At 74.7% G+C, this 15,120-nt stretch carries 10 protein-coding genes; 3 read left to right on the top strand and 7 right to left on the bottom strand.

Annotated features, from left to right (window positions below; all coding sequences use genetic code 11):
• Window positions 1-76: 76 nt before the first annotated feature.
• Window positions 77-1,882, bottom strand: coding sequence for an AMP-dependent synthetase/ligase (locus C9F11_RS33310; protein WP_138962745.1), 1,806 nt, complete (start codon window positions 1,880-1,882; stop codon window positions 77-79).
• 237 nt (window positions 1,883-2,119) lie between these two features.
• Between C9F11_RS33310 and C9F11_RS33305 the strand changes: the two genes are divergently transcribed.
• Window positions 2,120-2,908, top strand: coding sequence for a MerR family transcriptional regulator (locus tag C9F11_RS33305; protein WP_138962744.1), 789 nt, complete (start codon window positions 2,120-2,122; stop codon window positions 2,906-2,908).
• 49 nt (window positions 2,909-2,957) lie between these two features.
• Here the strand turns inward: C9F11_RS33305 and C9F11_RS33300 are convergent, their stop codons facing one another.
• The 4 genes from C9F11_RS33300 to C9F11_RS33285 form a co-directional block, all read right to left on the bottom strand.
• Window positions 2,958-5,135, bottom strand: a complete 2,178-nt coding sequence (locus tag C9F11_RS33300) for a 3-hydroxyacyl-CoA dehydrogenase NAD-binding domain-containing protein (protein WP_138962743.1) — start codon at window positions 5,133-5,135, stop codon at window positions 2,958-2,960.
• Between the two features lie 48 nt (window positions 5,136-5,183).
• On the bottom strand, window positions 5,184-6,398 hold the full coding sequence (locus C9F11_RS33295) for an acetyl-CoA C-acetyltransferase (RefSeq protein WP_138962742.1): 1,215 nt from the start codon (window positions 6,396-6,398) through the stop codon (window positions 5,184-5,186).
• 119 nt (window positions 6,399-6,517) lie between these two features.
• Entirely contained in the window at window positions 6,518-7,660 is a 1,143-nt protein-coding gene (locus C9F11_RS33290; protein WP_138962741.1) for an acyl-CoA dehydrogenase family protein, read from the bottom strand.
• Between the two features lie 53 nt (window positions 7,661-7,713).
• Complete coding sequence (locus C9F11_RS33285) at window positions 7,714-8,856, bottom strand: CaiB/BaiF CoA-transferase family protein (RefSeq protein ID WP_171075903.1); 1,143 nt, start codon at window positions 8,854-8,856, stop codon at window positions 7,714-7,716.
• 217 nt (window positions 8,857-9,073) lie between these two features.
• Here C9F11_RS33285 and C9F11_RS33280 point away from each other — a divergent pair, with 217 nt between their 5' ends.
• Window positions 9,074-10,261, top strand: a complete 1,188-nt coding sequence (locus C9F11_RS33280; RefSeq protein WP_138962740.1) for a saccharopine dehydrogenase NADP-binding domain-containing protein — start codon at window positions 9,074-9,076, stop codon at window positions 10,259-10,261.
• A gap of 21 nt (window positions 10,262-10,282) precedes the next feature.
• On the opposite strand, the gene C9F11_RS33275 is transcribed toward C9F11_RS33280, so the two are convergent.
• On the bottom strand, window positions 10,283-10,987 hold the full coding sequence (locus C9F11_RS33275; protein ID WP_138962739.1) for an endonuclease V: 705 nt from the start codon (window positions 10,985-10,987) through the stop codon (window positions 10,283-10,285).
• 239 nt (window positions 10,988-11,226) lie between these two features.
• Between C9F11_RS33275 and C9F11_RS33270 the strand changes: the two genes are divergently transcribed.
• On the top strand, window positions 11,227-12,915 hold the full coding sequence (locus tag C9F11_RS33270; RefSeq protein WP_249401977.1) for a hypothetical protein: 1,689 nt from the start codon (window positions 11,227-11,229) through the stop codon (window positions 12,913-12,915).
• Between the two features lie 8 nt (window positions 12,916-12,923).
• Here the strand turns inward: C9F11_RS33270 and C9F11_RS33265 are convergent, their stop codons facing one another.
• Window positions 12,924-15,071 carry a hypothetical protein gene (locus C9F11_RS33265; RefSeq protein ID WP_138962738.1) on the bottom strand — a complete coding sequence of 716 codons (2,148 nt, stop codon included), beginning with the start codon at window positions 15,069-15,071 and terminating at the stop codon, window positions 12,924-12,926.
• Between the last annotated feature and the right edge of the window lie 49 nt (window positions 15,072-15,120).

The raw sequence follows: 15,120 nt of genomic DNA, 5'->3' as shown, positions 1-15,120 counted from the left end.
CAATGCCGATAATGCGGTGGCGCACGTCACATAGCGGTACTTCTCACATGGCGAGAGCCGTGTGTACAGGCGCGTGTCACCCGGTGTACAGGCTCTCGATGAGGTTCCGGTACTTCTCCCTGATGACCCGGCGGCGCAGCTTGAGCGACGGCGTCAGCTCGCCGGTCTCGGGGCCCCACTCCTCGGTGAGCAGCAGATGGCGCTTGACCTGCTCGGTGCGGCTGAGGCGCGCGTTGGCCTCCTCGACGGCGCGGGCGACCTCGCGGCGGACCTCGGCGGCGGCCGCCGGGTCGCCCTCGATGCCGTGCTCGGCCGCCCAGGCGGCGGCCGCGTCGGGGTCCAGGACCAGGAGCGCCACCAGATACGAGTGGCCGTCGCCGTGGACCAGGGCCTGGCCGATGAGCGGGTGCTCCTTGAGGGCGTTCTCGACGACGGCGGGCGCGACGTTCTTGCCGGTGGAGGTGACGATCAGCTCCTTCTTGCGGTCGGTCACCCACAGATAGCCGTCCTCGTCGAGCCGTCCGACGTCGCCGGTGGCGAACCAGCCCTCGGCGTCGCAGACGTCGTCGACGCCGCCGTCGGCCCGCAGATAGCCCTCGCACACGTAGGGGCCGCGCACCAGGATCTCCCCGTCGTCGGCCGTACGGACCTCCATGCCGCGCAGCGGCTTGCCCACCGAGCCGAGGCGGAAGGCCTCGGGGCCGTTGGTCGTGACCACGCCGCTGGTCTCGGTCAGGCCCCAGGCGTCCACGACCACCAGGCCGAAGCCCGCCCAGAACCGGGCCACGGCCACCGGCATCGGGGCCGCCGCGCTCGCCGCCCACAGCAGCCGGTCGAGTCCGGCGCGGGCGAGCAGCGGGTCGAGGACCTCCGCCTTGGCCGTGCGGAAGGCGGCGTCGAGGTCGGCGGGCGGGCGCTCGCCGCGCTCGCGGCAGGCCACGTGCGCGCGGGCCGTCTCGTTCGCCGCCTCGACGGCGCGCCGCCGCTCCTCGGGCAGGGCGGCGAGGCCCACCCGGAACGCCGCGGCGAACTTCTCCCACACCCGTGGGACGCCGAAGAACTGCTGGGGCCGCAGCTCGGCCGCGGTGGCGGCGACCTGGGCGGGGTCCGCGCACAGGTGCACGGGCGCGGCGCGGAGCTGCGGCAGGTAGATGCCGAGGACCCGCTCCGCTATGTGCGCGAAGGGCAGGTAGCAGAGGTGGTCCGCGTACGGCGGGAAGCCGATGGCCTCGTCCAGGGCGATGCCGTTCAGGAGGACCCCGCGGTGGGTCAGGCGCACGCCCTTGGGGGCGCCGGTGGTGCCCGAGGTGTAGACGACGGTCAGCGGATCGGTGGGGCGGACCTCCCGCCAGGCCTTGTCGAAGGCGTCGGCCCGGTACGCCCGGGTGCCGCTCTCGCGCAGCGCCGCGTACGTGCCGTGCTCCCCCGCCGCGGCCTCCTCGACGACCACGAGCCGCTCCAGGGGCACCTCGGCGTCCGCGAGGGCGGGCTCCCAGCGGGCGAGCTCGCGGGCGCCCTCGACGACGGCGAGGCGGGCGCGGCTGTGCCGGGCGATGTGGGCGATCTGCTCGGGCGCCGACGTGCCGTACACGGTGACCGGGACGGCGCCGAGGTGGGTCAGGGCCAGATCGCTCAGCCAGTGCTCGGGGCGGTTGGCCATCATCATCAGGACGTGCTCGCCGCGGCGGACGCCGAGGGCGGCGTACCCGGCGGCGAGGACCGCGACGTCGCGCCGCACCTCGGCCCAGGTGAGCGTCGCCCAGCCCGGTCCCGCGCGCCAGTGCAGGGCGGGCAGGTCGGGGTGGTCCTCGGCGTTGCGCAGGAGCAGAGCGGGGAAGGTCAGGTCGGCGGCGTGTCCGGGAAGTCGCGGGCTTGTGCTCATGAACCCCTCCTCACGGTGTTGCGCCCCGTAGGGGGCGCGGGGCTGTGTCGATGTGCGGCTCCGCCGCGTGGGCGCGACCAGCCCCGACGGACCCGCAGACGAAGGGCGGCGTACACATCTCACCAAAGGTGCGGCAGGGGCTACGGGGCGTGACTGCCCCGGAGACTTTCACAGCGGCGGTGGTACAGCAATACTGTTGCACCGCATTGCCGCACGACCTGGGAGGCGACGCACCGCATGGCGACGGGCACGGAGGAGTCGGTGACGGGCACCCACGAGTCGGCGGGGGACCCGCAGGGGCCGGCGGCTCCGCAGGAGTCGACCTTCACGGTCGACGAACTCGCCGCGCGCGCGGGCGTCACCGTGCGCACCATCCGCTTCTACAGCACCAAGGGCCTGCTGCCGCCGCCCGTGATCGGCCCGCGCCGCGTGGGCCACTACGGCCCCGGGCACCTCTCCCGGCTCGCCCTCATCGAGGAGTTGCAGCACCAGGGCATGACGCTCGCGGCGATCGAGCGGTATCTGGAGCAGCTGCCGCCGGACCTGAGCGCGCACGACCTGGCCATCCACCGCGCGGTGGTGGCCTCGTGGGCGCCGGAGGGCGCGGAGGAGACCTCCCGCGCCGGTCTGGAGCGCCGGGCGGGCCGGGCGCTCTCGGCGGAGGACGTGCGGCGCCTCGCCGCGATGGGCGTCGTCGCCTACGACGAGGAGGCCGACCGCTGCCGGGTGGACCCGGGGCTGCTGCGGCTCGGCCTGCGGCTGCTCGACGTACCGATCCCGCACGAGACGATCCTGGCGGCGCGCACGGTCCTGATGGAGCACACGCGCTCGGCGGCGCACGAGCTGTCCCGGCTCTTCCGCGACCAGGTGTCGGGCCCCTACCGCGAGCACGCGTCGGAGCCCGAGCACGTGGCCGCGATGAGGTCGCTCTCGGCCCACATGCAGCCGCTCGTGGTGCAGGCCCTGGTCACGGCGTTCCAGCGGTCGCTCAAGGAGGAGCTGAGGGAGTGGCTCACGGAGACGTGAGCGAAGACGTGAGCTGAGACGTGAGCCACTCCCCCGCACGGCCGTCGGCTCAGGCGTCGCTGAACCTCTCGCCGCTGTCCGCCTTCGCCACGAGCAGCGCGGGCGGCGCGAACCGCTCGCCGTAGCGCTCGGCGAGCTCGCGCGCGCGGGCCACGAAGCCGGGCAGGCCCCCTTCGTAGCCGTTGATGTACTGCAGGACGCCGCCGGTCCAGCCCGGGAAGCCGATGCCGAAGATGGAGCCGATGTTGGCGTCGGCGACCGAGGTGAGGACGCCCTCCTCCAGGAGGCGCACGGTGTCGAGCGCCTCGGAGAACAGCATCCGCTCCTGCATGTCCCGGAACGGGATGCGGTGGCCGGGCTTGGTGAAGTGCTCGCGCAGGCCCGGCCACAGGGCCGTGCGCCTGCCGTCGTCGCCGTAGTCGTAGAAACCCTTGCCGCCGCTGCGGCCCGGCCGGTCGAACTCGTCGACCATGCGGTCGATGACGGCCTCGGCGGGGTGGGTGGGCCAGGTGCCGCCCGCCTCCTCGACGGCGCGCTTGGACTCGTTACGGATCTTGCGGGGCAGCGTCAGCGTCAGCTCGTCCATCAGGGACAGGACCTTCGCCGGGTAGCCCGCCTGGGCCGCGGCCTGTTCGACGGACGCGGGCTCGACGCCCTCGCCGACCATCGCGACGCCCTCGTTGATGAAGTGGCCGATGACCCGCGAGGTGAAGAAGCCGCGCGAGTCGTTGACGACGATGGGGGTCTTGTTGATCTGGCGGACGAGGTCGAAGGCGCGGGCCAGGGCCTCCTCGCCGGTGCGCTCGCCCTTGATGATCTCCACGAGCGGCATCTTGTCGACGGGTGAGAAGAAGTGCAGGCCGATGAAGTCCGCCGGCCGGGCGACGCCCTCGGCGAGCAGGGTGATCGGCAGCGTGGAGGTGTTGGAGCACAGGAGCGCGTCCGGCGCGACGACGTCCTGGACCTCCTGGAACACCTTGTGCTTGAGCTCCGGGTTCTCGAAGACCGCCTCGATGACCGCGTCGCAGCCCGCGAGGTCGGCGGCGTCGGCGGACGGCGTGATGCGGGCGAGCAGCGCGTCCGCCTTCTCGCGGGTGGTGCGGCCGCGCGCGACGGCCTTCTCGCACAGCTTCTGGGAGTAGGCCTTGCCCTTGGCCGCGGCCTCGGCGGAGACGTCCTTGAGGACGACCTCGATGCCCGCGCGGGCGCAGGAGTAGGCGATGCCCGCGCCCATCATCCCGGCACCGAGCACGGCGGCCTTGCGGACCTGGCGCGGCTCGATGCCCCGGGGGCGGTTGGCGCCGGAGTTGACGGCCTGGAGGTCGAAGAAGAAGGCCTGGATCATGTTCTTCGAGGTCTGCCCGGTGACCAGCTCCGTGAAGTACCGGGCCTCGATGGTCAGGGCGGTCTCGAAGTCGACCTGGGAGCCCTCGACGGCGGCCGCGAGGATGTTGCGCGGGGCCGGGTAGGGGGCGCCGTTCAGCTGCTTCTTGAGGTTGGCCGGGAAGGCCGGGAGGTTCGCGGCGAACTTCGGGTGGGCCGGGGTGCCGCCCGGGATGCGGTAGCCGGGCACGTCCCAGGGCTGCTGGGACTCGGGGTGGGCGTCGACGAAGGCGCGGGCCTTGGCCAGCATCTCCTCGGGGGTGGCGGCCACCTCGTGCACGAGGCCGTTCTCCAGGGCCCGCCGCGGGCTGTACTGGGTGCCCTGGAGGAGCACCTTCAGGAGGGCGTCGGCGATGCCCATGAGGCGGACGGTGCGGGTGACGCCGCCGCCCGCGGGGAGCAGGCCGAGCGTGACCTCGGGCAGGCCGATCTTGGAGCCGGGGGCGTCGAGGGCGATCCGGTGGTGGCTGGCGAGGGCGATCTCGTAGCCGCCGCCGAGCGCCGCGCCGTTGATGGCGGCGACGACGGGCTTGCCGAGGGTCTCGATGCGGCGCAGCGAGTTCTTGATCGCGGTGCCGGTCTCGAAGGCGGCCCGGGCGTTCTCGGGGCCGACCTGGATCATTTCCTTGAGGTCGCCGCCCGCGAAGAAGGTCTTCTTGGCGGAGGTGTAGACGATGCCGCGGATGGAGTCCTTCTCGGCCTCGGCGCGGTCGGCGATCGCGGCGATGGAGTCCTTGAACGCCTGGTTCATCGTGTTCGCGGACTGGTTCGGGTCGTCGAGGACCAGGGTGACGACGCCGGTGTCGTCCTGTTCCCAGCGGATGGTGGTGCTCTCGGTGGTCATGTGGTGGTCTCCGTAGAAGTCTTGGAAGGCAGTCCGAGCCGCTGGGGGTTACACACGTTCCACGATCGTCGCGATGCCCATGCCGCCGCCGACGCACAGCGTGGCGAGGCCGTAGCGCTTGTCCTGACGCTCCAGTTCGTCGACGAGGGTGCCGAGGATCATCGCGCCGGTGGCGCCGAGCGGGTGGCCGAGGGCGATCGCGCCGCCGTTGACGTTGACCTTGTCCAGGCTCAGGCCCATGTCCTTGACGAAGCGCAGGACGACCGCGGCGAAGGCTTCGTTGATCTCGACCAGGTCGATGTCGTCGATGCTCAGGCCCGCCTTGGCGAGGGCCTTGCGGGTGGCGGGGGCGGGCCCGGTGAGCATGATGGTGGGCTCGGACCCGGAGACGGCCACGGAGACGACGCGGGCGCGCGGGGTGAGGCCGTAGCGCTCGCCGATCTCCTTGTTGCCGATGGCGACGAGGGCGGCGCCGTCGACGATGCCGGAGGAGTTGCCCGCGTGGTGGACGTGGTCGATCTTCTCCACCCAGTGGTACTTCTGCAGCGCGACGGCGTCGAAGCCGCCCAGGTCGCCGATGTCCTTGAAGGACGGCTTGAGCTTCGCGAGCGTGTCGGCGGTCGTGCCGGGCCGCATGTGCTCGTCGTGGTCGAGGACGGTCAGGCCGCTGCGGTCCTTCACCGGCACGACGGACTTCGCGAAGCGGCCCTCCTTCCAGGCGGTGGCCGCGCGCTCCTGCGAGAGGGCGGCGTACTCGTCGACGTCGCGCCGCGTGTAGCCCTCCAGGGTGGCGATCAGGTCGGCGCCGATGCCCTGCGGGACGAAGCCGGTGTCGATGTTGGTCATCGGGTCGTTGAACCAGGCGCCGCCGTCGGAGGCCATCGGCACCCGCGACATGGACTCGACGCCCCCGGCGAGGACCAGGTCCTCCCAGCCCGAACGGACCTTCATCGCCGCCATGTTGACCGCCTCCAGGCCCGAGGCACAGAAGCGGTTCTCCTGGACGCCCGCGACCGTGTCCGGCAGGCCGGCCGCGATGGCGGCGATCCGCGCGATGTCGGAGCCCTGGTCGCCGACCGGCCCGACGACACCGAGGACGACGTCGTCGACGGCCGCCGGGTCGAGGCCCGGCAGACGGCGGGTGACCTCCCGCATCAGGCCGGTGACGAGGTCGATCGGCTTGGTGCCGTGCAGGGCGCCGTTCGCCTTGCCGCGGCCGCGCGGGGTGCGGATCGCGTCGTACACGTACGCTTCGGAGCTCACTGGGAAGCCTTTCGGGGGAGGGTCGGTCGGGGCGGGGCCCGGCGGGTCGGCCGCGGGGCGCCGGGGCGGTCGGGGGCAGTCGGGGGCGTCCGGCGGGGGTCGGTCGAGGCGGGCGGGGGTCAGTCGAGGAGGGCGCGGCCGATGATCTCCTTCATGATCTCGGTCGTGCCGCCGTAGATGGTCTGGATGCGGCCGTCGGTGAACGCCTTCGCCACGCGGTACTCCGTCATGTAGCCGTATCCCCCGTGCAGTTGCAGACAGCGGTCGGCGACCCGCTTCTGCAGCTCCGTGGCCCACCACTTGGCCATGGACGCGTGCACCGCGTCGAGCTGCCCGTTCGAGTGATCCACGATGCAGCGGTCCAGGAACGTGCGGGTGACGGCGCACTCGGTGGCCATCTCGGCGATCTCGAACCGGATGTGCTGGAGCCTGGCGAGCGGGCGGCCGAAGGCCTCGCGCTCCTTGACGTAGGCCTTGGTGATCTCCAGGAGGTGCTCGGCGGCGGCGATCCCGGCGACGGCGATGCCCATGCGCTCCTGCGCGAGGTTCGTCATCAGATGGACGAACGCGCCGTTCAGCTCGCCCAGGAGGTTCTCCTTGGGCACGCGCACGTCGTGGAAGAAGAGCTCGGCGGTGTCCTGGGCCTTCTGGCCGATCTTGTCGAGGTTGCGGCCGCGCTCGAAGCCGGGCGTGCCGCGCTCGACGACGAGCAGCGACAGGCCGTGCGCGCCGCCCTCGGGCGTGGTCTTGGCGACGACGATGACGAGGTCGGCGAGGATGCCGTTGGAGATGAACGTCTTGGAGCCGTTGAGCAGCCAGTGGTCGCCGCGGTCCTCGGCGGTCGTGCGGATGCCCTGGAGGTCGGAGCCCGCGCCGGGCTCCGTCATGGCGATGGCGGTGATCAGCGAGCCGTCGCAGAAGCCGGGCAGCCAGCGCCGCCGCTGCTCCGCGGTGGCGAGGCCGGTCAGATACGGGCCGATGATGTCGTTGTGCAGGCCAATGGCCAGGCCCGCGGCACCCGCCCGGGTGAACTCCTCGGCCAGCACGGCGGCGTAGCGGAAGTCGGCGTTGCCGCCGCCCCCGTGCTCCTCGGGCACGGCGATGCCGAGCAGGCCCTGCTTGCCCGCCGCGCGCCAGGCGTCGCGGGAGACGATGCCGTCGCTCTCCCACTGCTCGTAGTGCGGCAGGACCTCCTTGGCGAGGAAGGTGCGCACGGTCTCGCGGAACGCGTCGTGCTCGGCGTCGAAGATCTGCCGTTCCATGGTCTTCCGTTCCGTCGTCGGGGGGGGGTGGCGGGCGGGCGTGCGCTGTGCCGTCAGGAAGGCGGCGCGGTGTCGCGCAGCGCCGGTACGTCCCAGTCGCGGGCGACGTCCTCGGTGTCGGCGCCGGGGCGCGCGGGCCCGGAGCGCACCGCCGTGGGCGTCGCCGAGAACCGGGGCGCGGGCGCGGGCTGGGTGAGGCCGCCGTGCTCGGTGAAGGTGCCGCGGGCGGCCAGGTGCGGGTGGCCGGGGGCCTCGCGCAGCGAGAGCACCGGCGCCACGCAGGCGTCCGAGTCCTCGAACACGGCCGTCCACTCGGCGCGCGTACGGGTCTTGAAGCGGGCGGCGACGGCCGCGCGCAGCTCGCCCCAGCGGGCCAGGTCCCCGCGCGCGTCGGCGACGTCCTTCAGGCCCATCAGCTCGACGAACTCGTCGTAGAAGCGCTGTTCCAGGGCGCCGACGGCCATGTGGCCGCCGTCCGCCGTCTCGTACGTGCCGTAGAACGGGCAGCCGCCGTCCAGGAGGTTGGCGCCCCTGCGGTCCTGCCAGCCGCCCGCCGCGAGCATGCCGTGGATCATCGTGGCCAGATGCGCGGCGCCGTCCACGATCGCGGCGTCCACGACCTGCCCGGTGCCGTGCTCCCGGGCGTGCCGCAGCGCGGCGAGCACCCCGACGACGAGGTACAGCGAGCCGCCCGCGTAGTCCCCGACGAGGTTCGCCGGGACGGTGGGCGGCTCGCCGGCCGCGCCGATCATGCCGAGGGTGCCGGTGACGGCGATGTACGCGATGTCGTGCCCGGCGCGCGGCGCGAGCGGGCCCTGCTGTCCCCAGCCAGTCATGCGGCCGTAGACGAGCCCCGGGTTGCGGGCGTGGCAGTCCTCGGGGCCGACCCCGAGGCGCTCGGCGACGCCGGGGCGGTAGCCCTCGATGAGCACGTCGGCGCGCTCGGCGAGGTCGAGCACGCGGGCCGCGCCGCCCGGGGCCTTCAGATCGACCAGCACGCTGCGCTTGTTGCGGTTGGTGAGGTCGTACGCGGGGTCGACGGCGAGCCCGGCGCCGCCGGGCCGGTCGACGCGCACGACGTCCGCCCCGAGGTCGGCCAGGAGCATGGCGGCGAACGGTCCGGGGCCGATGCCCGCGAGCTCCACCACGCGCACTCCGGCGAGCGGTCCGCGAACGCCCTTGTCCGGCACTGTCATTGAGCCCCCAGCGCTCTGCCGCCGCTATGACACAACTGATGTAACACCAGTGATGCTAAGAACGTGTTCCACTGGGCACAAGCCCTTGACGACCCCGAACGAGCAAGCGCTTAGCCGGGTGGTGGCGCCCGGACGCCCGGCGGCGGCCCGCCGCACGGGGTCCGGGCACGCTAGCCTCGGCCCCCGACAACGGCGCGGGACACGGCAGAGAGGTGCCATGACCAGTCACGACAAGGACCGTCCGTACGACATCGCGCTCTTCGGAGCGACCAGTTTCGTGGGGGTGCTGACCGCCGAGTACCTCGCCGCGCACGCCCCCGCGGGGCTGCGCTGGGCGATCGCCGGGCGCGACACCGCGAAGCTGGAGCGGCTGCGGGAGCGCCTCGCCGGGGACCACCCCGCGTGCGCGGAGCTGCCCCTGCTCCGGGCGGACGCGGGCGACCCCGCCTCGCTGCGCGAACTGGCCGCCCACGCGCGCGTGGTGGCCACCACCGTCGGCCCGTACCTCACCCACGGCCAGGACCTGGTGGCCGCCTGCGCCGACGCGGGCACGGACTATCTGGACCTGTCCGGCGAGCCCGAGTTCGTGGACCGGATGTACGTACGGCACGACGCCCGCGCGCGGGAGACCGGCGCGCGCCTGCTGCACGCCTGTGGCTTCGACTCGGTCCCGCACGACCTCGGTGTGTACTACACGGTGCGGCAGCTGCCCGAGGACGTGCCGCTGCGCGTCGACGGGTTCGTGCGCACCCACGCGCGCTTCTCCGGCGGTACGTTCGCCTCCGCGCTCCAGCAGTTCGCTCGCGGGCGCCAGCTGGTGGCCGCCGCCCGCGAGCGGCGGCGGCACGAGCCGCGCCTGGTGGGCCGCACCGCGTACGCGCCGCCGGGCCCGCCCCGCTACGCCGGGGAGGTCGGCGCGTGGGCGCTGCCGCTGCCGACGATCGACCCGCAGGTCGTGCAGCACTCCGCGCGGGCGCTGCCGCGCTACGGCCCCGACTTCCGCTACCGGCACTACGCCGCCGTGCGCTCCCTCCCGGTGGCCGTGGGCGGCGTCGCGGCGGTCGGCACGGTGCTCGCCGCCGCGCAGGTGCCCCCGGCGCGGCGCTGGCTCTCCGGTCTGGTCAAGCCGGGCGAGGGACCGGACGCCGCGCGCCGGGCCGCGAGCTGGTTCTCCCTGCGGTACGTCGGCGAGGGCGGCGGGCAGCGGGTGTTCACCGAGGTGAGCGGCGGCGACCCCGGGTACGGCGAGACCGCGAAGATCCTCGCGGAGGCGGCGCTGTGCCTGGCGCTCGACGACCTACCCGAGACCTCGGGCCAGGTGACGACGGCCATCGCCATGGCCGAGCCGCTCATCGCGCGCCTCACGGCGGCGGGCATCGGGTTCCGGGTGGCCGCGGTGCGCTGACGCCCCGCGCTGCCGGGCGGTTCAGCGCGTGGCGTCCCGCAGCGCCGCGCGGCACAGGGCGTCCGCCCTGCGGGTGGTCTCCGGCAGCCGGTAGCGGGGGGTGAGGCCCAGGGTGTGGGCCCGCGCGTGCGCGAGGTCCACCCGGTGGCCGACCGACACGAACACCGGCTTCACGCCCGCGCGCGTGCGCAGCGCGACACCGACCTCCTCCTCGCCGTCGAGGAGCGGCGCCGCGCTGCCGCGCGCGGCGTCCGGGTCCTCGTACGCGAAGGTGAAGGGGTTCTTGGCGACCCCGATCGTGGGGAGTCCGGTGACCACGCCGAGGTGGCTCGCGAGGCCGAAGCGGCGCGGGTGCGCGACGCCGTAGCCGTCGCAGACGACCAGGCCCGGGTCGACGGTGAGCGCGTCCAGGGCGGCGAGCACCGCGGGCAGCTCCCGGAAGGCCAACAGGCCCGGCACGTAGGGGAACGCGACGGTGCCCACCGCCGTGGCCTCCTCGACGACGGCGAGGCTCGCCGCGTCCAGGACCACGACCGCCGCGGCGACCACGTCCCGCTCGTCGTCGTACGCCACGTCCACGCCCGTCACCCGGCCGGTGCCGGGCGGCGGGCCCGGCTCGTCGCGCACCACACGGGTGCGCAGGGCGTCCTGGACGGCGCGGGCCGCCGTCTCGTCCACGGGCCAGTCGGCGGGCAGGGGCGGGATCGTCACGGTGGTCGTGTTCATGGTGATCTCAGCCTAGGGCCTCCCGGAGAGGGCGCTCCGGTACCGTTCTCGGGTCTCCGTCGTCCAGGGCGGGCGCATCGCGCGGGGCCGGGAAGGATTGGCACAGGACGTGATTTCTGGTAGCGCGCGACCTCACCGCGAACCGCGAACCGCGAACCGCGAACCGCGAACCGCGAACCGCGAACCGCGAACCGCGAACCGGGTGCTGGGCGGGCCGGAGCGCATAGCCGGAGGCCCGCGTGGGCGGTAGCCCGGAGCCGCTGCGGGCCCTGGTCGGGGGCGACGCCTGGCGCTGGTCGACGTTCCAGGGCAGCAGGACCCTGGTCGTGGCCGCGCGCACGGTCACCTCGACGGTACGGATCCTGGAGTGCCTGCCCGCGCTGCTGCGCGGCGACGCCCGGGTGACCGTCGTCTTCGCCCACGACCCGACCTCGGCGTTCGGCGAAGGCGTCGCGGACGTGCTGCACGACGCGGGCTGCCGGGTCCTGCCGTGGGACCGGCTCGGCGGCATCGCGCCGGACCTCGTGCTCTCCGCCAGCGAGAACATCGACGTGCCGGACGGCGACTACCCCGTGCTCGTGCTGCCGCACGGCATCGGCTTCCAGAAGCTCGTCCCCGACGCGCGGACCCCGCGCAGCCGGCTCTCCGGAGCCGTGCCGGACGCGCTCCTGGACACCGGCCGCGCCTGGCTCGCCACCTCGCACCCCGACCAGGAGCGGCAGTTGCTCGCCGCCCATCCCAAGGCGGCCGGGCGCACCCTGGCAGTCGGCGACCCCTGCTTCGACGAACTCCTTGCCAGCCGGGAGCACGCCGACGCCTACAAGGCCGCCCTCGGCGTGGCGGCCGGGCAGCGGCTCGTCCTCGTCAGCTCCACCTGGGGCCCGACGTCTCTGCTCGGCCGCGCGCCGGAGCTGCCCGCGCGGCTGCTCGCCGCGCTGCCCTGCGACGAGTACCGGGTGGCCGCCGTCCTGCACCCCAACGTGTGGTCCGCGCACGGGCCCTGGCAGATCCGCACCGTGCAGGCCGCCGCGCTCGACGCCGGGCTGCTGCTCGTGCCGCCGGTGCACGCCTGGCGGTCCGCGCTCGTCGCCGCCGACGCCGTGGTCGGCGACCACGGCTCGGTGACCCTGTACGGCGCGGCCCTCGGCAAGCCGGTGCTGCTCGGCGCGTACGGCAGCGACGCGGTGCCCGGCACCGCCGTGGCCCACCTCGCCCGCACCGCGCCCCGGCTCGACCTCGACGGCGACGTGCGCGCGCAGGTCGCGGCGGCGCTGCGCGGGCCCTCGGCCGCGGCCCCGGCCGAGGTGGCCCGGCTGGCGTTCGCCGAGCCCGGCCTCGCGCTGCCCCGCCTGCGCACCGCCCTCTACCGGCTGCTCGGGCTGCCCGAACCCGCGGGCGAGGCACCGTCCGCGCTGGTCCTGCCGCCGCCCCGGGCCGAGTCGCGGGACGTCACCTCCTGGGCGGTGACCACGTCCCTCACGGACGGCGCGCGGCCCGAGGACGGGCCCGTGGTCGACGTGCGGCGCACGCCCGCCGCCGTGTCCGGCGCGGCCGGTGACACCTCCCGTACGTACGCCCATCTCGCCTGCGACGCGGCCGAGCGGGACCGCCGCCTCACCGAGAGCGCGTCGGTCCTGACCGCCACGCGGCCCGCGCCGTCGGCCGCGGCGGCGCGGCGGTGGGCCGAGGGCGCGCTGGACCGCTTCCCCGGTGCGCTGCTCGCCGCGTCGGCCGGGGCGGACGGCGAGGTCGTGGTGGGCCTGCGCGACGGCCGGGCGGTGGTGGCGGGCACGTGCGAGGACACCGCGCCCGGCCTCGCGGCGGCCGTCGTGTACACGTGCCTGCGGGCCGGGCTGCCGCTGGAGGCGGCGGTGACGCTGCGCGTGGGCGGGCTCCCCGAGCGGCGGGTGACGCTGCGGCGCGCCTAGGCCCCGGCTCAGGCCGGGCCGAGCTCCGCGAGCCGGGCGCGCACCGCGTCCGCGCGGGGGCTGCCATAAGCCTCGTACACCTCGAGTGCCCTGGTCAGCAGGGGCCTGACGACGTCCGGGCCGCTCCCCGTGCGGCTGCGGAGGTCGGCCAGGGCGGCCCGCGCGTCTGCTTCGTAGCTGTACGCCTCCATCGTGTGCAGGGCCTCGGCCGCCGTGGTGAGGGCGCGTACGGCGGCGTCGGTCTCGCCCAGGTGGTCGTGGGCGAGGCCGACGGCGAGGGTGGCGCGGGCGGCCATGCGGTGGTCGGCGCGGGCGGCCAGGCGGTCGCGGGCGTCGCGCAGGGTGGCGAGGGCCGCGCGGGGCCGCCCGGCCGCGTCCTCGGCGCGGCCGAGGAAGTACGCGGCGAGGGCGGCGCCGCGCTCCTCCCCCGCGGCCGTGTTGAGCGCGAGGGAGGAGCGGTAGGCGGCCATGGCCGCGTCCAGGTCGTGGTGTTCGAGGCAGCGGCCGAGGAACTCCTGGACGGACGCGCGCAGGACGGTGTGGCCCGAGACCTCGGCGCAGGCGACGGCCGCGGCCAGCTCGGCGCGGGCCTCCTCGGGTGCGCCGAGGTCGAGCAGGGGCCGCGAGCGCAGGCTGCGCAGGCGGGCCTCCGCCGCGGGGTCGACGGCCTCGGCGGCGGCCGCGGCGCCGAGCGCGAGCGACTCCAGCCAGGGCCCCAGGTGCCGGTGGTGCAGGAACAGGACGGTGAGCGCCTCCGCCGTCTGCCAGAGCGGCACCTGGAGTCCGGGCACGCGGGCGGCGGCGCGCAGCACGCCGAGGATGTTGGGGTACTCGGCTTCGAGCCAGGTCAGCGGGGCGGCCCCACCGGGGGCCGCGAAGGGGTCGGGAACGTCACGCAGCACGTCGGCCAGGTCGGCGACGCGCAGCCGGTCCTGCCGCACGGCGCGGTCGGCGAGGGCGGTGAGCCGGAGGTAGTGGTCAAGGACGCGGGCGAGCGCGGCGCGGCCGCTCGCGGGCGCGTCCTCCCGCTCCGCGCGCTCGCGGGCGTGCAGCCGCACGAGGTCGTGGACGCGGTGGCGGCCGTCCCCGGCGGCCTCCAGGAGGCTCAGCGCCTCCAGTTCGCGCAGCTGGGCGCGGGCCTGCGCGAGGTCCACGTCGGCGGCCGCCGCGACGACCGGCTCGTCGAGGGCGGTGAGGGGCAGCGAGCCGATGAGCCGGTAGAGCCGGGCCGTCGCGGGCGGCAGCGCGCCGTAGGCGAGGTCGAGGGCGGCGGTCATGGAACGGCTCCTTCCCACGGACAGGCCCGACAGGCGGTGGGTGGCGTCGGCGAGTTCGTCGGCGAGGCGGGCCAGGGTGAGGCTGCGGGCCGTCCGCAGCCGCCCGGCCACGATGTCCAGGGCGAGCGGAAGGCGCCCGCACAGCTCGACGACGCGGGCGGCGGCCGCCGGGTCGGCGGCGACGGCTCCCGCACACCGGTCCGTGAGCAGCCGCAGCGCGCTGGCCGCGTCCAGCGGGTCGACGTACACCAGCTGGGCGTCGACGGACAGTTCGCCCAGCTCGCCGCTGTCGCCGCCGAAGGTGACGAGGACGACGCTGCCGGGCCCGCGGGGCAGCAGGGCCCGCACCTGCGCGGCGCGGCTGACGTTCTCCAGGACGACGAGCAGCGGCTGTTCGGCGGTGCGGGAGCGGAAGCGGGCGGCGCGCTCGTGGAGGGAGTCGGGGATGAGGGGCTCGTCGACGCCGAGGGACCGCAGGAACTGTCCGGCGGCCTCGGAGACGTCCGCGCCCTCCCGCCCCTCCCGCAGGGCGGCGAAGTCGTGGTAGAGCTGCCCGCCCCGGAACAGGGCCCGCTTGCGCTCCGCCCAGTGTCTGATCACCGCCGTGGTGCCGACGCCGGGCAGCCCCTGGAGCACCGCGACGCCCACGGGGACGTCCCGCCCCGGCGCCGCGAGGGCGTCCAGGCGCGCGAGCACGTCGACCTGGTTGAAGAACCGGGCGCTGAGGGGCGGCACTTCGTACGGGATCACGTGCTGCCGCGCCGGGGACGGCAGCACGTTGAGGTTCACGTCGCCCGCGACGTGACCGGCCTGAACGCTGTGGCCGTGCACGGTCCCTGACAGGTCGTTCCCCCCGACGGGTGCCTCATGGTCGCCCAACTCGTCCTCCGCAAGGGTCCTTTGCCGTCGCGACACCCCGGTGTGTGCC

Source organism: Streptomyces sp. YIM 121038 (assembly GCF_006088715.1).
GTDB lineage: Bacteria > Actinomycetota > Actinomycetes > Streptomycetales > Streptomycetaceae > Streptomyces.
This window is presented reverse-complemented; position numbering and strand designations above follow the sequence as displayed.

Bases quoted from the DNA above. Each gene is read 5' to 3' on its own strand.
- C9F11_RS33275 (WP_138962739.1), bottom strand. From the start codon at position 10,987: ATGAACACGACCACCGTGACGATCCCGCCCCTGCCCGCCGACTGGCCC.
- C9F11_RS33305 (WP_138962744.1), top strand. From the start codon at position 2,120: ATGGCGACGGGCACGGAGGAGTCGGTGACGGGCACCCACGAGTCGGCG.
- C9F11_RS33285 (WP_171075903.1), bottom strand. From the start codon at position 8,856: ATGACAGTGCCGGACAAGGGCGTTCGCGGACCGCTCGCCGGAGTGCGC.
- C9F11_RS33310 (WP_138962745.1), bottom strand. From the start codon at position 1,882: ATGAGCACAAGCCCGCGACTTCCCGGACACGCCGCCGACCTGACCTTC.
- C9F11_RS33280 (WP_138962740.1), top strand. From the start codon at position 9,074: ATGACCAGTCACGACAAGGACCGTCCGTACGACATCGCGCTCTTCGGA.
- C9F11_RS33300 (WP_138962743.1), bottom strand. From the start codon at position 5,135: ATGACCACCGAGAGCACCACCATCCGCTGGGAACAGGACGACACCGGC.
- C9F11_RS33290 (WP_138962741.1), bottom strand. From the start codon at position 7,660: ATGGAACGGCAGATCTTCGACGCCGAGCACGACGCGTTCCGCGAGACC.